The 18,975-nt window shown below is 37.8% G+C and carries 14 protein-coding genes and 1 pseudogene; 14 read left to right on the top strand and 1 reads right to left on the bottom strand.

What is annotated here, in order from left to right; genetic code table 11:
• Nucleotides 1-284 precede the first annotated feature (284 nt).
• Nucleotides 285-2,807: a U32 family peptidase gene (locus tag NSQ91_RS29440; RefSeq protein WP_076303628.1), complete on the top strand. Its 2,523-nt coding sequence runs from the start codon at nucleotides 285-287 to the stop codon at nucleotides 2,805-2,807.
• A gap of 319 nt (nucleotides 2,808-3,126) precedes the next feature.
• The gene (galU, locus tag NSQ91_RS29435; protein WP_076179694.1) at nucleotides 3,127-4,014 is read left to right on the top strand and encodes a UTP--glucose-1-phosphate uridylyltransferase GalU; all 888 of its coding nucleotides are present in this window, start codon (nucleotides 3,127-3,129) and stop codon (nucleotides 4,012-4,014) included.
• A 75-nt stretch (nucleotides 4,015-4,089) separates the two neighbouring features.
• Here galU and NSQ91_RS29430 read toward each other — a convergent pair whose 3' ends face one another.
• A complete protein-coding gene (locus NSQ91_RS29430; RefSeq protein WP_076179695.1) occupies nucleotides 4,090-6,843 on the bottom strand; it encodes an O-antigen ligase family protein in 2,754 nt (917 codons plus the stop codon).
• A gap of 156 nt (nucleotides 6,844-6,999) precedes the next feature.
• On the opposite strand from NSQ91_RS29430, the gene NSQ91_RS29425 reads away from it, so the two are divergent.
• The 12 genes and pseudogenes from NSQ91_RS29425 to NSQ91_RS29370 all read left to right on the top strand — a co-directional run bounded on the left by NSQ91_RS29425 (nucleotide 7,000) and on the right by NSQ91_RS29370 (nucleotide 18,974).
• On the top strand, nucleotides 7,000-7,803 hold the full coding sequence (locus tag NSQ91_RS29425; protein WP_076179696.1) for an ABC transporter permease: 804 nt from the start codon (nucleotides 7,000-7,002) through the stop codon (nucleotides 7,801-7,803).
• A gap of 15 nt (nucleotides 7,804-7,818) precedes the next feature.
• Nucleotides 7,819-9,129 carry an ABC transporter ATP-binding protein gene (locus NSQ91_RS29420; protein ID WP_036678636.1) on the top strand — a complete coding sequence of 437 codons (1,311 nt, stop codon included), beginning with the start codon at nucleotides 7,819-7,821 and terminating at the stop codon, nucleotides 9,127-9,129.
• Nucleotides 9,130-9,146: 17 nt separating this feature from the next.
• A complete protein-coding gene (locus tag NSQ91_RS29415) occupies nucleotides 9,147-10,769 on the top strand; it encodes a class I SAM-dependent methyltransferase (RefSeq protein WP_076303629.1) in 1,623 nt (540 codons plus the stop codon).
• Complete coding sequence (locus NSQ91_RS29410) at nucleotides 10,762-11,673, top strand: glycosyltransferase family 2 protein (protein ID WP_076179698.1); 912 nt, start codon at nucleotides 10,762-10,764, stop codon at nucleotides 11,671-11,673. The genes NSQ91_RS29415 and NSQ91_RS29410 overlap by 8 nt, the downstream gene beginning before the upstream one ends.
• A gap of 14 nt (nucleotides 11,674-11,687) precedes the next feature.
• A complete protein-coding gene (locus NSQ91_RS29405; protein ID WP_076179699.1) occupies nucleotides 11,688-12,794 on the top strand; it encodes a glycosyltransferase in 1,107 nt (368 codons plus the stop codon).
• A gap of 12 nt (nucleotides 12,795-12,806) precedes the next feature.
• Nucleotides 12,807-13,493: a PglD-related sugar-binding protein gene (locus tag NSQ91_RS29400; RefSeq protein WP_076179700.1), complete on the top strand. Its 687-nt coding sequence runs from the start codon at nucleotides 12,807-12,809 to the stop codon at nucleotides 13,491-13,493.
• Nucleotides 13,494-13,517: 24 nt separating this feature from the next.
• The gene (locus NSQ91_RS29395; RefSeq protein ID WP_076179701.1) at nucleotides 13,518-14,657 is read left to right on the top strand and encodes a DegT/DnrJ/EryC1/StrS family aminotransferase; all 1,140 of its coding nucleotides are present in this window, start codon (nucleotides 13,518-13,520) and stop codon (nucleotides 14,655-14,657) included.
• Nucleotides 14,654-15,395, top strand: a pseudogene (locus NSQ91_RS29390) (sugar phosphate nucleotidyltransferase). Before NSQ91_RS29395 ends, NSQ91_RS29390 begins: the two are co-directional and overlap by 4 nt.
• A 19-nt stretch (nucleotides 15,396-15,414) precedes the next feature.
• Complete coding sequence (gene rfbC / locus NSQ91_RS29385; RefSeq protein ID WP_036678644.1) at nucleotides 15,415-15,966, top strand: dTDP-4-dehydrorhamnose 3,5-epimerase; 552 nt, start codon at nucleotides 15,415-15,417, stop codon at nucleotides 15,964-15,966.
• Between the two features lie 30 nt (nucleotides 15,967-15,996).
• Nucleotides 15,997-17,019, top strand: a complete 1,023-nt coding sequence (gene rfbB / locus NSQ91_RS29380) for a dTDP-glucose 4,6-dehydratase (RefSeq protein WP_076179702.1) — start codon at nucleotides 15,997-15,999, stop codon at nucleotides 17,017-17,019.
• Nucleotides 17,020-17,043: 24 nt separating this feature from the next.
• Complete coding sequence (rfbD, locus tag NSQ91_RS29375; protein ID WP_076179703.1) at nucleotides 17,044-17,907, top strand: dTDP-4-dehydrorhamnose reductase; 864 nt, start codon at nucleotides 17,044-17,046, stop codon at nucleotides 17,905-17,907.
• Between the two features lie 140 nt (nucleotides 17,908-18,047).
• Nucleotides 18,048-18,974: a glycosyltransferase family 2 protein gene (locus NSQ91_RS29370; RefSeq protein ID WP_036678648.1), complete on the top strand. Its 927-nt coding sequence runs from the start codon at nucleotides 18,048-18,050 to the stop codon at nucleotides 18,972-18,974.
• Nucleotide 18,975: the final 1 nt, after the last annotated feature.

The following is an 18,975-nucleotide window of genomic DNA, read 5'->3' as shown; positions in this document are numbered from 1 at the left end:
AATGTTGCAACTTTTTGTGCCGGTTGTCGATACTAGAGTGTGAGAATGATGCTTTATGTACAACATTTAGTTGTCGAAGCGCTGGATTAGGCAATAAAGTTGCATGTTCTACAACATTCATGGAGTAAAGTGCAATAAGCAAGAAGTCAGCTTCCTGACAGCATTATGACTTTTATTCTATATAAATGTTGGTAAACGCATAGCGCTCAAGTGTGATATTTGATACAATTATCAAGTTAATCAACTAGAAATGACCCGTCAAATGGCGGTTTGGGAGGATATAAATGAAAGAGCAACAAATACGCAGAGAAGACGTGGAGCTATTGGCACCCGCAGGTGATTGGGACTGCATGCGTGCAGCGGTAGCAAACGGAGCGGATGCTATCTTTTTTGGCGTAGAGAAGTTTAATGCACGGGCCAGAGCGAACAACTTTCGCATGGACGAGCTGTCGGAAATTATGGCGTTTTTGCATAGCTATGGTGTGAAGGGCTTTTTGACCTTTAATATACTGGTTTTTGAAAATGAATTGTCTGATGCAAAAGAACTGATTGATGCGTGCGTGGATGCTGGCGTGGACGCAGTAATTGTACAAGATTTAGGTTTGGTCAAAATGATCCGCGAAATCTCACCGGATTTCCCGATTCACGGATCGACACAGATGACCATTACTTCGCCGGAAGCGGTCGAGTTTACTAAACCTTTCAGTTTGGAACGTGTGGTATTAGGTCGTGAGAACAATCTGAAACAAATTCGTACGATCGGAGAGCAAGCCCGCTTACCGATGGAAGTATTCGTACACGGTGCTTTGTGTGTTTCCTACTCAGGTCAATGTCTGACTTCTGAAATGTGGGGCGGACGTTCTGCCAACCGCGGTGAATGTGCTCAGGCTTGCCGCCTGCCTTATGATCTGATGGTGGATGGTGAGGTAAAACCTATGGGAGACGTAACTTATTTGCTTTCTCCTAAGGACCTGGCAGCAATTGATCTAATGCCTGAGCTGATCGAGGCGGGTGTGACTTCTTTTAAAATCGAAGGTCGCCTCAAAAGCCCGGAATATGTAGCGAATGTAGTTAGTAAGTATCGTAAAGCGATTGATCGGTATTTTGAAGGCGATCTGTCCAAACCTTCGAAGGAGGAGGTGCGCGAGCTGCAACAAAGCTTCTCCCGCGGGTTTACACATGGTTTCCTGGATGGAACGAACAATAAGAAACTGGTAGACGGGACTTTTCCAAAAAGCCGTGGCGTATATTTGGGGACGGTTGAGCAAATTCTGCGTGACGGAGTGGTCTGCCGTATTCATGCACCGCTTAAGCGTGGGGACGGAATTGTTTTTGACGCTGGGGATCCGACGAAAAAAGAAGAAGGCGGTCGTGTCTACGACCTTCGTCGTAAAGGTGTGAAGCTGGAAGGCGAAGCCGGAGAAGGCTGGATCATTGACATCGTAGCCGGTCGTAATGATGTGGATCTTCGTCGTCTAAATGTCGGTGACCGCATTTGGAAGACAAATGACCCTGCGTTAGATAAGGCGCTGCGCCAGACTTATGAAACTGAAAAGCCGTACCGGGTATTTCCGGTACATGTTAGAGTGCAGGGCTGCGTCGGCGAGAAGCTGACGACTTGGTGGACGGACGTTCAGAAGAACGTTACCGTCCGTGTGGACTCGGAGCTCGCGCTGGAAGCCGCGCAAAAGCGTCCGATGGATACCGCGCTGCTGGAAGAACAATTCGGCCGCCTGGGCGGGACCGTGTTCCAGCTTGACGCGTTGGAGTCGCATCTGCAAGGCGACGTCATCGTCCCTATGCGCGAGCTGAACAGTATCCGCCGCCAAGCGGTGGAGCTGCTTGCGGGCGAGCGCCCGAAACCGCCCGTCTACGTGAAACGGGCGATCGAGGTTTACGGCGACGCCACCCACAAGGGCGTCGCTCCGCAGCGCGCTGGTGAAGCGGAGCTCACCGCGCTGTGCCGCAGCCTGCCGCAGGTGCAGGCTGCGCTCGAGGCCGGCGTGAGAAACATCTACGCCGACTTCGAGTTTATCAAGCAGTTCCCGGCAGCGGTAGATGCGGTACGGGCTGCAGGGGCCAGCATAGCGCTGGCCACGCCGCGCATTCATATGCCGGGCGAGAACGGCTACCACGCGAATATTCTTCGCTTGCAGCCGGATGCTGTGCTCGTGCGTAATACAGGCGCGTTATATTATTATCTGCGCCGCCGCCAGGAGCAGCCGGATGCTGTGCATCCATGCCTGATCGGTGATTTCTCACTGAATATCGCCAATCATAAAGCAGTGGATTTGTTCCTTGAGGCTGGCTGTGACATAGTAACGCCATCCTATGACTTGAACATTCAACAGATGGTTGATCTGCTTGAACACAGTGATACGTCCCGGATGGAGGTTGTTATTCATCAGCATTTGCCGATGTTCCATACTGAACACTGCGTGTACTGTACCTTTATGAGTGAAGGCACAGACTATACGAACTGTGGTCGTCCTTGTGAAGAGCACCGTGCTTCTTTGCAAGACCGTATTGGAATGTCACATCCAGTTCGTGTGGATGAAGGCTGCCGTAATACCGTCTATAACGCTGTTGAGCAGTCTGGTGCGGAGTATCTGAATAATTTCCGTGACCTAGGAGTATCTTCATACCGTGTGGAGTTCTTGGAAGAGACGCCAGAGCAAGTGGCTGAGGTAATCAGCCTCTACAGCCGCGCTCTGCGTGGTGAAATCTCTGGTACACAGGTATGGAAGAGCCTAAAGGCTACTAACCAACTTGGAGTAACGCGTGGGCAATTGGTGAACGCGAAGTAATAAGAGTTAAGAGTTGAAGAAAAAGGGCTAAGTAACTACCAGGTAGATGCTGGTATTGCTTAGCCCTTTTTTTAAAATTGATCTCGTCCTCATCCTAATTTGCATATACTAAATAATATATCATGAGGGTCAGCAAAGTGTTTATTCTAGCAGTAAATGATTTTATAATTCCTTCTCTCTTATTTAGATGGAATAGATATACAAATATAACAAACACTCTGACATAAATCTGCTATAATTGCTATAATTGAAGGAAATATGCCATTTTACATACTGAGTATTTAGAATGGAAGAGTATCTGACAGAAGGAGTTAATGTGATGAAGATCCGTAAAGCCATTATACCCGCCGCAGGTCTTGGTACCCGTTTTTTGCCTGCGACCAAAGCAATGCCTAAAGAAATGCTCCCGATTGTAGATAAACCGACGATCCAATATATTGTTGAAGAGGCTGTTGCTTCTGGGATCGAGGATATTATTATTGTAACAGGGAAAGGTAAACGTGCGATTGAAGATCACTTTGATAACTCTTTTGAACTGGAATTTAACTTAGCAGAGAAGCAGAAGTGGGAGCTGCTTGAATCCGTTCGTAAATCTTCCGAAATGGCAGATATCCACTACATTCGTCAAAAAGAACCAAGAGGTCTCGGACATGCAATTTGGTGTGCACGTAAATTCATAGGAAACGAACCGTTTGCTGTCCTGCTAGGCGATGATATTGTTGAAGCGAATAAACCTTGTCTCAAACAGATGATAGATGTTTATGACGAGTATAAATCTTCTATCGTGGGTGTTCAGCCTGTTCCATGGGAAGAAGTATCACGGTATGGTGTTGTAGATGCTTCGCCTTTGGCAGAACGGGTATATAAAGCTAATCGTCTAGTAGAAAAGCCAAAGAGAGAAGAGGCTCCTTCTAATCTAGCAATTTTAGGACGATACATCTTAACCCCACGTATCTTTGATATGCTAGGTGAGCAGCAGGTAGGTGTAGGTGGAGAGATCCAACTTACTGATGCGATAGCACGTCTAAGCGAGGTTGAACGAATTATTGCCTATGACTTTGAAGGTAAACGTCATGATGTGGGTGAGAAAATGGGCTTTATCCAGACCACCATTCATTATGCACTTCAACACAAGGAGCTTAAAGATGACTTGCTTCGTTATATGAAAGAGCTTGTTGAGAGTGAAGCGGCTAAGACCGGGCTATAATTAAATCTCGTATAATCGAAAAAAAAGCGCGCCACGGTTATTAACAGTGGCGCGCTTTTATGGTTTCTTTCTTTTTTAAAATTGTGAATTTGTAATGGCCTCAACTTGTGCTGCTTCCGCAGGGTCAGCTGCAATCAGCGAACCGTATAGTGCCTGATCCTCGCCACCAGTTTTCGCCAGTGCAGCTAGGTACCAACGAGCAATCTCTCGATTAGTTGCATCTGCGAAATCTTGGCTTAAAGCTGTTTTTAAGATGGAGGAGGCAATTTGTATCTTTCCAGACATATACTGCATCTTTCCTACCTTCAGTGTTACATCCGGATTAAATGTCTTCGAAGGATCATTATCCGCAAGTACATGATCGTAGGCCAAAAGCCCAATGACAAAACCAGCTTTCATATTGTCTATTCTATCTGGATTATCTTGTTGTGCATAAGCTGTCTGCCCCAAATCAAATGAACGGCTGATGAGTGAACTGTACCAATTTATATCCCATGGAGTTTCACTGTTCATGATATCCGTGTAATTAGCATCTGAATTAAGCTTGAGGGTGGTCTTCGCTGCATCCTCTTGTCCGGATAAAAGCTGCATTTTGCCAACGTTCAAAGCGATAGTTGGCGTTACTGAGAAAGGACGCCCTTGCAGTTGTTCTGGTGGAAGAGTCTTCAGATGATCTATTCCAGCAAGAACGTGATTATATGCTTCTTGCGCTTCATTGAAATACTCTTGTTTCTTTGTCTCATCCTTTTGATTAAGTGCTTGCTGACCTAAGGCAAATGAACGGCTGATTATTGCATCATACCAATCGATATCCCAGTTGAACTTATCTGCGTTGTCACGGTAAATACCCAAGGCGATGTCGCTTTGACCTTTCAGATCGTAGTAGCTCACTAATTGGAGCAGAAGATTTTTGTTGTATGGCTCATCTTTGAGTGCACGAGTTAAAACATTGTAAGATTCGTCAAGGAACTGTTCCTCTTGGGTCTGGCTAAATACCTGCTGATCTAAGGCTGAAAGATAAATTGTCGATTCTGGATGGCTTGGACGTTTGTTCAAAGTCTCTATCAAGGGAGCTCTAAGCTCTTCGTAAGAATTGCTATAACTCCTCAATTGTTTAGCTTTCAAAGCGGAGTTACTGGAGCCAATATAGCTAATTGATAAGAACACTAGGAACAAGGTTCCTAAAGAAAACACAGCGAGGTATCCAAAACGGATGCCCGCTTTATTCCAATTTTTCCGTAGTGGCTTGCTATCCATAACAGCTGCCATTCCAGCAAGACCAATAAAAACTAGTATGCCCATAAAGGCATAACTCATGTTGAAATCAAGTAGACTGTGCACAAGAATAGATAGAGCAATAATTAGATAGAAGAAACCATTCTCAAATTCGTTTTTATCCCGTTTTACATAACCACGAATATATTTATAGAAGATATACAGAATGAAGCTCATAAATATGAGAAATCCAACAATACCTACTTCAATGAGAAATTGTAAGAAGAAGTTATGCACCTGCCGGCTTGTATAAGGATTATTCTGATAATGCTCATAGAGTGATGCCCAGCCTCCTCCACCAGCACCGAGGATCGGATAATCCTTAACCACCTTCAAGGCATCCTTATAAAAAGTAATCCGCTCGAGTACGCTATGTTGTTGGAAGTTGATGTTCTCTAGGCGAGTCTCCATATTGTCGGGTAAGATGCTTTTTGCACTCGTACCGATAAGCAAGAAAGCTACAATAGCAACTAGAGCGACAGATCCGAGCGGAATCCAAAGACCTGTCCGTTTACGTGACGACCAATTCTCTAGTTTTGCATACAACCATGGAGCGACAAAACGCTGAATGACCCAAGAAAGGCCAGCCACAACTATTGAGGCTCCTAATAGATACGTCCAACCTTTTAAAGCTGAAGAAGAAGTGAAATTAGCATTTAACTCTATTCCTAGGTTAGTAACGGGTGTCGTAATGAGCAAAGCTACAATACCAGCAACTCCTAGATGCAGAATCCAAAGGATTTGCTGTGCAGGTTTTAGGAATAAAAGTAGGAGTATGAATACTACAGGTAGCAGGACTAAGCCGCCACGAGATAAGGTTAACAAGATCGACACAATAATGGGAACTAACATAAAGCCATGAGTTAACGATCCATACCAATTTTTAGAGCGAATAAGCGCGAATATTGCTACAAATAGAAAGGCCATCAAGAAGGCAGCGTACGTGTTTGCGTACTGAAAGATCGAAGTCAGACGAAGTCCGTTAGAGTCAGTCATAACAGCATCTAAATAGACATCATTTCGGACGGTGTTTGAGAACCAACCTATAAGATTTCCTGCTAACTTACTACTGCCTAGCCAATTTAAAAGTCCAAAACCCACTATAAAATAGGCAATCGCTAATATAGCATTTTGAATGACAACATTTACTTGCTTTTGCTTCATGAGATAAAAGGCTATAATGAAAACTGCGGCATATGTACACTGAATGAACAGCATATTCATCGCCGTATAATGCGAAACTGCGACAAACAGTGACAGAGCATAGGTCACAGGGAGCAATAATGCTGCCCAAGCTACTAAATCACTCTGCTCTTCAAGCTTGAATTGTTTGTAGTTCAAGCCAACACAGACCAGCAGCATCAGTGCGCTTAATAGTGCGGATACATATATTGGCTTCTCGTAATCTACTAGCGATCCATTAAACAATCCCACTTGAAATGGGGTCCAACACAAAAATAGAATAAAACCAACAACTAATGCCCATATCGGACTTGCTATCTTTTCAACATTTCTCGACTGAGCGGCGTTTTTACCGTATACTGGTTTCGACACGTTATAATCTCCTTTTCCTGTAGGTACGTGGATATTTTAACATATGTAAGGCGACCTAACTACTTTTTATCATTAATAATAAATACATTAATAATAAACGTATAGGTAATAAATGCAATAATAATATATATATGATTTTACTAAGGAGACGCACAAATGAGGAAAGAACCGTACATGAAGAGGATCAAAAATATATGTTCCTTAACTAAAAGTTTAGCTATTAATGATTTCAAATCAAAATATGCAGGTTCATATTTTGGATTGTTATGGGCGTTACTAATGCCATTAGTTACTATACTGGTTTATTGGTTTGTTTTTGAAAAAGGTTTGAAAGTCAGCGCCCCGGCTGATTTAAACGCACCTTTCGTTTTATGGTTTGTATCTGGGATTATACCTTGGTTCTATTTTTCTGAAGCATTAACAACAGCGACACATAGTTTCTTAGAGTATAATTATTTAGTTAAGAAGGTTGTTTTTAGAATTGAATTATTACCATTAGTAAAGATATTCTCGGCATTCTTAGTGCATCTGTTTTTCATTATAATCTTATTCTCCTTTTTTATTAGTTATGGTTATCCTATCAGTTTTTTTGCAGTTCAAATTATATATTATACCCTATGTAATATAATTCTTATTTCTAGTATATCTTGGTTAACTGCAGCAATTACTCCATTTTTTAAAGACTTCTCGTACGTATTGTCTATTATTTTGCAGTTTGGAATGTGGTTAACGCCAATTCTTTGGTCTGTAGATGTTTTGTCTCCGCATATGATTTTTTTGTTTAAATTAAATCCATTCTATTATATCGTAGAAGGTTTTCGAGATTCTATGATTAATAAAATTTGGTTTTATGAGAAATACAAATTGACACTTTACTTTGCATTAGTAGTGATAGTTAATTTTGCTATATCAATAAAAGTATTTAGAAAACTTAAACCACATCTTTCTGATGTGCTTTGATAAGGTGGTTTGGAAATGGAAACTATAGCGATCAGCGCTCAAAATGTCAGCAAAACTTATAAACTATATAAAACTCCTATGGATAGGCTCAAGGAGTCTTTATTTTATCGCAAGAAGACATTGTATTCTGAGCACCATGCTCTTCAGAATCTCAATTTCACTATAGATAAGGGAGATATTGTAGGTATTATTGGAGAGAATGGATCTGGTAAATCAACTTTGTTAAAAATTATAACCGGAGTATTAACGCCATCAAGTGGTATCTCAGAAGTGAATGGAAAAGTAGCTGCACTTTTGGAGCTTGGTGCCGGATTTAATTTTGAGTATACAGGTATTGAAAATATCTATTTAAATGGTTTGATGATGGGTTTTAAAAGAGAAGAAATAAAAGAAAGACTTGAGCAAATCCTCTCGTTCGCAGAACTAGGGGAGTATATTTATCAACCAGTTAAAACATATAGTAGTGGTATGTTTGCAAGGTTAGCCTTTTCTGTTGCTATCAATGTACAACCTGATATTTTAATAGTTGATGAGGCTCTGAGTGTTGGAGATATGTATTTCCAAGCGAAATGTATAACGAAAATGAAAGAATTATTTCTACAGGGAGTTACAGTTTTATATGTAAGTCACGATTTGAATTCTGTTAAGTCCTTGTGCAAAAAGGCTATATATTTGAAAAACGGAAATCTTGAAGCTTACGGAGATGCTGAAAAGGTAGTAGATATGTATGCTAAATATGTTAGAGATCAAATGAACAATAATACTAAGGGGAGAGTGAACTCGGAAGATAAACTGTACCATCTCGATGAGGTTTCCCTGGATGACAATCTTGTTTTCAAAGAGAATTCTGAGTTTATGGAGAAAGTGGAATATTTCAGGCAGGGGACCCGTGATGCGATTTTAACAGAGCTAGAAGTGTTAGATAGCAACAATAATCCAGTTATAACAGCTGATTTTAATGACAAAATTAAAATTAGAATGCATATAAAATTTGATAAAAAATGTCAAATTTCTGTTGGGTATCATATTAGAGATAAACAAAACATCGAATATTTAGGCAGTAATACTTTGATTGAGGAAATCGGCGAAATATCTGGCGAAGCAGGTCAGAAGATAATTGTTGAATTCAAAACGCGCTTACCCTTAGTAGAAGGAATGTATAATTTTTCTACTGTTCTTTCTACCTCAACTATAAAAAATAGAACATCGTTATTCGTAGACTATACAGAGAACTCATATATATTTGAAATGCGCGAAAGGGATCCTTATAAGATCTGGAACAAGTTATACATTCCAAATGAAATACAGATAAGTAGAGTTAATTAGGAGGTGAATTTTGAGTTGTGATTCCATTTCATCAATTTCAACGTTATAAGATGGTAGAGATTATTTTTGAATTATTGGGGATTAAAGAACTTGAACTTTCTATTCTGGAAGTAGGGGCGAATGAACATAAAAATTTAGAGAACTTTGTTGAAAATAAGAATATAAAATATTTGGATTTACTCCTTCCTGAAGAGTTATTAAATGATCCATCATTCATACAGGGTGATGCTACTAACCTTAGCTTTGATAATAATTACTTTGATTTTGTTATTGGGCTGGATGTCCTTGAACATATTCCTCTGAATAAGAGAAATGATTTTCTATCTGAAATTGAAAGAGTATCTAAATATGGATTTATAATTTCAGCGCCGTTTTCAAATAACGGGATAGAGGAAGTGGAAGAGAGATTAGGTGCTTTTTTTCATTATTTATATAACGGTGAAATACTATGGAGTAAAGAACATCAGGAAAATGGTTTGCCTGATCTTCAATTAATTAAAGATAAGATGGATCAATTTAATGGAGAGTGGAATCAATTTAACCATGCTTCAATTTTTCTGTTCGAGAAATTTATGCAAATGGAGTTTAAGACAGGATTACATCCTGATATATATGAGTACTGGAATACGGTAAATAGTTTTTACAATGAAAAATTATTTTATAAAGATTTTAATAATGAAGAATCAGTACGTACGTTTATTATATATGGCAAAAATGGATTCGAAAAAAGAATTGATAACTTGCCTTCGCTTTTCAAAAAAATAAGTGCAGAAATGACCTCGGAAGATTATGCAATGATATCGCATCATGAAAATATGATTGACTTTATGTCAACTCATAAAATGAATGCAGATAACAACAAAAAAAACGGAGGTGATCTTGATAAAGATAATTTATACCTTCAAATATACTGGGATGATGGTCAGGGGTACAGTGAATCAAAAAGTGAATCTTTTAAAGTAGAAAAATCCCAAAAAATATTTCAAGTTAATTTCGATCTTCCTGCTTTAGCCAATAAGATTAGAATAGATCCTTCTGCTACTAAGTGCATTATTGAAATTTTAGATTTAGAATTAACAAATCAAGATAATTTAAAAAACAAAGAATATACACTGAGTTCAAATGCTTTCTCTACAGAAAATAACCAATATATGTTTCTTAATAATGACCCTCAAATTGTTATTGAGGTTATGCAAGGCACTTATATTAGATCAGTTTCGTGTCTGCTTAAATATAGTACTCCTGTACTAGATATATCAGAGGATTTAATTTCAAAATTACAAGCGAATAGTGATTGGGAACATACTAAATATAAATATATGAATTTTGTGAATAAATTACGGATGAAGAATCAAACTCTCAAAAGAAGGATTAAGACTTTAAAGTTAACAAATGAAGATCTGATACAGAGAAATCAAGAAATGCAAGAAATGAATGAGTCACGAGAAAATTGGTTTGATGATGAGTTTAAGAAGAAAGATGAAGTACTTAAAATGATTGAGTTGAATAATTTGGGGATTTCAAAAGAGAAAAGTGAATTAGAAAAAGAAATCGAAGCTATTAAGAATAGAAAGGCCTATAAGTTAATAACAAGATTAGAACCAATCATTGATAAATTAAGGAGAACAAAATATGACTGATTCAATTACAAAATGTAGTATTCTATTGGTGACATATAATCACGAGAGTTATATCAATCAAGCAATAGACAGTATTCTAGAACAAAAAACGACGTTTGATTATGAAATTGTAGTAGCAGATGACTGCTCAAAAGATAGTACTATGAGTATAATTCAGCAATATGCTGAGAATCATCCTGGGAAATTTAGAATTTTAGCTAATGAGAGTAATTTGGGGATAACGCTAAACTATAAGAGAGGATTTGCTGCATGTAAGGGAGAATACATAGCTATTCTAGAAGGTGATGATTTTTGGACTGATCCTTTGAAAATCCAAAAACATGTGGATTTTCTAGAGTCTAATAAGGCTTGTGTTATGACCTTTAATCAATTTGTGGTACATGACATGAAGAAAAAGAGATATAATGTTCAACCTTGGAATTGGGATCGTAGTTTCCAGTTGATCACAGTCTCTGAACTTGTACTGGACAATTTTATAGGTAATTTCTCTACTTGCGTATATAAGGCTAAGTATTTGAAGCAATTAGATAGCTCTTTATATGAGTTGACAGTTTATGACTGGATGACGAATATAATGGTAGCCCAGAATGGACTGATTGCCTATCTCCCAGAAGTGATGTCTGTGTATCGCTTGCATCCGAACGGAACTTGGAGTCAAAAGAAGGAATTGGAAAAGTTGAAAGATACTATTTCCTTAATAGAGCAGTATGATAAATTTCTAGATGGTCTGTATCATGAAGAGTTCAATGCTCATAAAAGAAGACTTCAGGATAGAATAGATAATATAGATGGTCCTTTGATTATTACTAGTAAAGAGAGTATTAAACAAAAAGTAAAGAAATACCTTCCTCCATTTGCAACATCACTCTTAAAAGGTATAATACCCCCAAAATTTTATAAATAGAGCAGGTGCAGAAATTGAAAAGTACTAATCCGAAAGTTTCTATAATTATTCCATCCTATAATCATTCAAAATTCATTGGAAAAGCTATAGAGAGTGTTTTAAACCAAACGTATGAAAATTTTGAATTACTAATTATTGATGATGCATCACCTGACAACTCTGTAGATGTGATAAAGAAATATGAAGATTCCAGGATTAAATTTTATGGATTTGAAACAAATCAGGGAGCAGTTGATACACTTAATCATGGAATAATAAACTCATCATCAGAGTATATTGCTTTGTTAAACTCAGATGATTATTGGGAAATAGATAAATTAGAGAAACAAGTACACTTTCTAGAAGAAAGTGATAGTGTGGATTGTGTTTTCTCAGACGCCAATTTTATTGATGAAGCAGGAAAAGTATTATCAAAAACAGATTATTTTTGGGCAGATGCATTCACTCAAAATAATAAGTCTTCGGGGCAATGGTTAAAACAATTATTTTATAAATTAAATTGCTTTTGTCATCCATCGATGCTAATTAAAAAGGAAGTCTATAACGAAGTTGGATTGTATGATCCGAGTTTGAGACAATTACCGGATTTTTCAATGTGGATAAATGTTATTAAAAAATTCAATATTCATGTAATGGAAGAAAAATTAGTTAACTTTAGAATATTATCTAATGAAATGAATACTAGTTCTGTTACTTATGAAAATAGAATTAGGAATAAAAATGAGCTTTTTATTATTATGAGTAACTTTTTTGATGAAATAAAAGACGAAGATTTTGTTGAAGGTTTTCTAGATGAATCGAACGCCTTATATACGAAAGAAGAAATTGAATGTGAAAAAGCATTCGCTTATTTAAAAGAAATATCTCCTGATATCAAACCTATTTACGTTCTTATTGGTTTACGAAAACTTAGCATTCTTTTGAAAAATGAAAACACAAGAAGAGTTTTAAAAGAAAAGTATAATTTTAGTGCCAATGATTTCTTCGCATATACTGGTAAACTTGATATTATTGATGTGTTTGAAACGTCATTTCATCAGGTAGTAGTGGAAAGTGCTAAACGGAAAATTCAAAAAGATACAAACCTATATTCAACGATCAGGAAATTTTTTAAAAAATAGGAGTCGGTAAGCATGTCAAATGAGTGGAATGGATTACCGATTGTTATTTATGGTACTGGAGGGTGTGCTAAAGAAATCAAAGCTTTAATAGATGAAATAAATGATTATTCGTATACTAATATATATCATTTGGTTGGTTTTGTGACTAATGATCCAAATGAAATTGGTAAATCTATTGAAGATGTAGAGATTATTACTTCTAATATGGAATTTTCCGGGTATAGCGACAAATTCTCGGTGATCGGTGTGATAATTGGTTTAGCGGATCCAAAGATTAAAGAAAAGATATATCAAGAAATTATGGATTTAAATAAATCGAATATTGTTTTTCCTAATTTAATACACCCTCTCTCTAAATTGTCTAAAAGTTCTAATAATAATATGGGGTATGGAAATGTAATCTGTTCAGGAGTAAATCTTACTGTTAATGTGAAACTAGGGAATTTTATATTATTAAATCGATCCTGTAATATTGGTCACGATTCTACGGTTGGTGATTTCTGCACTATTAATCCTGCAGCAGTCATCTCAGGGAATGTGTCTATTGGTGAGTTAACATTAATTGGTGCAGGAGCTTGTGTTAGAGAAAAAACTAATATAGGTGTTAAAAGTATTGTTGGGTTAGGGGCAATAATAATTAAGAATGTTGAGGATTCTACAATAGTTATTTCTAAGGCTGCAACAAAAATGTCTACATGATTTATAAGTGGAGGGCAACTCATAATGAATGAATTAATTAAATTAGAAACACCTGTCAATGTAACAAAGACTTATATGCCTCCTTTTTCGGAGTTTACTGCAGAAATTGAACGTCTCTGGAATAATTCTTGGATTACGAATAATGGAGAGTTGCACCAAGAATTCGAGAAAAAGCTAATTGATTTTTTATCCATTAATAATGTTAGTCTTCTCGTAAATGGACACTTGGCTTTAGAAACAGCCATTAAGACTTTAGGGATCACTGGTGAGGTTATAACTACTCCGTTTACATTTGCTTCAACTACTCATGCTATTGTCAATAATAATTTAAAACCAGTTTTCTGTGATATTGATTTAAGTGACTATAATATTGATTGTACCAAAATAGAAGCACTTATTAATGAAAATACGAGTGCCATAATGCCCGTACATGTATTTGGAACTCCATGTAATGTAGACGCTATTGAGAGGATTGCTCAGAAATACAATTTAAAAGTATTATATGATGCTGCACATGCATTTGGGGTTGAGATTAATGGTAAACCTATAAGTCAGTTCGGAGATATTTCGATGTTTAGTCTTCATGCTACGAAACTCTTTCATTCAATTGAAGGTGGAGTATTAGTTTATAAAAATGACGAATATAAAAGAATAATTGATCTTTATAAAAACTTTGGTATTAGCGGTCCTGAAACTGTTGAAATTGTTGGTTATAATGCAAAAATGAATGAGTTCCAAGCAGCAATGGGACTCGTGAACTTAAATCATGTTCAGGAAAATATTGAAAAAAGAAAATTGGTAACAGAAAGATATGTAGACTTACTTGGGGAGATTCCAGGAATAAGTCTTCTGGATTACAAAAAGTCAAATATAGTTTATAACTACTCTTACTTTCCTATTGTAATTGATAAAGAAAAGTACGGAGTATCCAGAAATACTCTATATGAAATCCTTCGGGACAATAATATTTTCACTAGAAAATACTTTTATCCATTGGCAACTGATTATAGTTGTTTTAAAGAGGAGTATTCAAATATTGAATTGCCTAATGCTAAGAAAATAAGTGATAACATCCTAACTCTCCCTATATATCCTGATTTAAGTTATGACATAGTTGATTTAATATGTAAAAATATAGATATAATCCATAGAAGGTCATTATGAAAGGCATAATTCTTGCTGGAGGTACTGGTTCTCGTCTATTTCCTTTGACTAAGTTACTAATAAACACTTGCTACCTGTAGTAAATATCCTATGATATTTCATTCCGTATATAAGTTATAAAAAGCTGGAATAAATGATATCCTAATTGTTACTGGTAAAGAGCATATGGGTGATGTGGTTAACCTATTAGGTAGTGGTCGTGAAATGGACGTGTGCTTTACATATAAAGTACAAGATGAAGCAGGTGGGATTGCACAAGCTTTAGATTTAGCTGAGCAATTTGTTGGTAATGATCAAATGGTTGTAATACTTGGAGATAACTTCTTTGAAGATGATATTACGCAATATGTACAGAACTTTGTTGATCAAAAACAAGGGGCCGAAATATTGATTCAAGAAGTATCTGAACCCAAAAGATTTGGTGTTCCCGAACTTCGCAATGGGCGAATTCTTTCAATAGAAGAGAAACCGGCTGAACCAAAATAGAATTACGCAGTAACCGGTATCTATATGTTTGATAGTCATGTGTTTGAAATAGTTAAAAGCTTAAAGCCATCCGCACGTAGTGAATTAGAGATCACAGATTTAAATAATGCATATATTGTAAGAGATGAGTTAACCTATGATATTCTGCAAGGTTGGTGGACAGATGTTGGTACGCATGTGTCCTTAGCTAAGGCGAATGAACTAGCACAATCTGTTGTGTTTGGAAATGAGCTCGGTAAGCTGAAATTATAATGGTGAAGGAGGAGAGGCTATGAAGGTAATTCCTCTTCAACTGTTTGGTGCAAATTTAATAGAGCCTGTGGTTCATGGTGATAATCGTGGTTTTTTTATGGAAAGTTATAATGAAGAAATAATGAACAAGTTAGGTATAACTCATAATTTTATTCAAGACAACCACTCCCTATCTGCTGAGGTGGGTGTTTTGCGTGGTCTCCATTACCAACTTAATCCCAAATCTCAGACTAAGTTAATTCGTGTCTTATCGGGTGCTATTTACGATGTGATTGTTGATATTCGTCTTAATTCGCCTACCTTTGGGCAATGGGTAGGTGTAATACTTAGCGAATATAATAAGCGACAGTTGCTTGTTCCGAAAGGATTCGCTCATGGCTTCTGTACATTAGTACCTAATACCCAAGTGTTATATAAGGTGGACGAATATTATTCCCCTGAGAATGATCGTGGCATATTATGGAATGATCCAGCGCTGGGTATTGGTTGGCCAACTTCTAGTGCGATATTATCGGATAAAGATCAACGTCATCCTTTACTGAAGGATGCGGAGTTAAACTTCGAAATGTAAACATCTCATTGAACAAAAGGTGGGCTATAAATGAAACTGCTAGTTACTGGCGGAGCCGGATTTATCGGCAGCAACTTTGTATTATACATGCTGCAACAACATCCTGATTACCAGATCGTCAACGTGGATGCATTGACTTACGCAGGTAATCTGGAGAACCTAAAATCGATGGAGAATCATCCGAACTATACGTTTGTGAAGGCCGACATTACAGATGTTACTGCGATGGATGAACTGATTAGCCAGGGTGTGGATGTCGTTGTCAATTTCGCGGCGGAGTCGCATGTGGATCGGAGTATTTTAGAGCCGGAAGTGTTTGTGAAGACGAATGTACTTGGAACACAAGTGCTTTTGGATGCGGCGAAAAAATACAGTATCACTAAGTTTGTTCAAGTATCTACGGATGAGGTATATGGATCACTGGGAGCGACTGGATTATTCACCGAAGAAACTCCTCTGGCTCCTAACAGTCCATATTCAGCAAGCAAAGCAGGCGGAGACTTGCTAGTACGTGCGTATCACGAAACGTTTGGACTGCCAGTGAATATTACCCGCTGCTCAAACAATTATGGCCCGTACCAATTCCCGGAAAAGCTTATTCCGCTGATGATTTCCCGTGCACTTGCTGATCAAGCGTTGCCTGTTTATGGCGATGGAATGAATATCCGCGATTGGCTGTATGTTGAGGATCATTGCAGCGCGATTGATCTGGTTATTCACAAGGGTGTGAACGGCGAAGTCTACAACATTGGTGGCAATAATGAACGTACGAATGTGCATATTGTAAACACGGTATTGCAGGAACTAGGCAAGCCTAATTCTTTGATTACTTATGTTCAAGACCGTCCTGGTCATGATCGCCGTTATGGGATTGATCCAACTAAGATTATGAATGAACTGGGATGGAAGCCGAAACATACGTTTGAAACAGGTATTAAAGAAACTATCCAATGGTATCTCAATAACCGCGAGTGGTGGACCCGTATTCAATCTGGGGAATACCAAAAATATGCTGAACAGCAATATGGTGATCGTTTAGGTGACTCATTGTAATTTTGATACGGGGGTAAAATAGCTATGAAGGTACTTGTTACAGGTGCGGCCGGACAACTAGGTCAGGACGTAGTTTTACTGCTCCAGCATCAAGGTCACGAAGTGTTGGCTTGCGATCGTCAGGAGATGGATATTACTGATCTGGATCAGTGCATCCAAGTTATTGGCGGGTTTGGACCGGATGCGGTTATTCATTGTGCTGCTCATACGGCAGTAGATGCGGCAGAAAGTGATATTGATGCAGCTTATTTAATTAATGCTACTGGCAGCCGAAATGTAGCGCTTGCTTCTGAAAAAGCTGGAGCCAAGCTGGTGTATATTAGCACGGATTATGTATTTGATGGTATGGGTGCACAGCCTTACCATGAATATGATAATACAGACCCTAAGAGTATATACGGCAAATCGAAACGTGCGGGTGAGGTACTCGTTCAATCCCTCTCCTCTAAGTATTTCATCGTACGAACGTCATGGGTGTACGGCAAATACGGAAATAACTTTGTCAAAACAATGCTAAAGCTTGGTCAAGAAAAGCCAATGCTTCAAGTTGTCGATGACCAAAAAGGTTCGCCAACATATACAGTCGATTTAGCTCAATTCTTGGTTGAGCTTATCCAAACTGAGAAGTATGGTGTATACCATGCGTCAAATAGTGATTCTTGTACTTGGTTTGAATTTACACAAGCGATTTTTGTAGAGGCTGAGGCTATTTTGGGTTTGAGTTTTACGGCCAAACTTAACCCGTGTTCTACGGAACAATTTATACGTCCTGCACCACGCCCTCGTAATTCCGTGATGGAGCATTTGTCAATACGTACAAACGGTTTTCAGGATATACGTCACTGGCGTGAAGGTTTGAGAAGCTTTCTGCTAGAACTTAAAAATTAATAGTGGTAGCATTATCCCCGTAACGGGAAGAGAACTAGGTCTATGAATAGCCCTTATTTAGTATTAGGTACTAAATAAGGGTTAATTAATTAATGTTAACTGCCATATTAGTATTAAATATAAAGGATGAGCTATGAATTATGGAGATTATAAGCATTTGTATCCCTTGTTATAATGAAGAGAAAAGTCTTCCTATTTTTTATAATGAAATAATACGGATTGCTAAATTAATGAACGAGGTTGAATTTGAATTTGTTTTTGTGGATGATGGGTCATCTGATAACACTTTAGATATTATTAAAGATCTTGCTAATTCAGATAATCGCGTTAGATTTATATCTTTCTCACGGAATTTTGGAAAAGAAGCAGCTTTATATGCAGGTATTAAATATTCAAAAGGCGATTATGTTGCAGTAATGGATGCGGATATGCAGGATCCACCAGCACTCCTTCCTAACATGCTTAAGTCTATTAAAGAGGAAGGATATGATTGTGCTGCTACAAGAAGAAATTCAAGAAATGGCGAACCCGTAATACGTTCTTTCTTCGCAAGAATGTTTTATAGAATCGTAAAAAAAATATCAAAGGCTGAAATTATTGATGGAGCGCGCGATTTCCGACTAATGACTCGTCAAATGGTTAATGCAGTATTATCAATGGGAGAATACAATCGCTTTTCAAAAGGTATTTTTGGTTGGGTAGGTTTTAAAACCAAATGGTTTGAATTCGAAAATATTGAAAGGGTAGCTGGTGAGACTAAGTGGTCTTTCTGGAAGCTCTTTATTTACTCGATTGAAGGAATTGTCGCATTTTCTACTGTTCCGCTTGCTCTTTCTTCATTAATAGGCTTGTTTTTTTGTTTTGCTTCTTTTGTTCTTATTTTGGTTATTATCTCTAAAACTTTATTGTGGGGGGATCCTGTAACTGGCTGGCCTTCACTAGCATCTATAGTTTTTTTTGTTGGAGGGATTCAACTTTTTTGCACTGGAATTATAGGGAATTATTTGGCGAATATTTATCTGGAAACAAAAGGGCGTCCAATATATATAGTAAAACAAGAAGGATAGC

Origin of the sequence: Paenibacillus sp. FSL R7-0048, assembly GCF_038004505.1 — a bacterium.
In the GTDB taxonomy this organism is placed as follows: domain Bacteria; phylum Bacillota; class Bacilli; order Paenibacillales; family Paenibacillaceae; genus Paenibacillus_AQ; species Paenibacillus_AQ odorifer.
The sequence above is the reverse complement of the archived record's forward strand: the minus strand, read 5'-3'. Positions and strand labels throughout refer to the sequence as shown.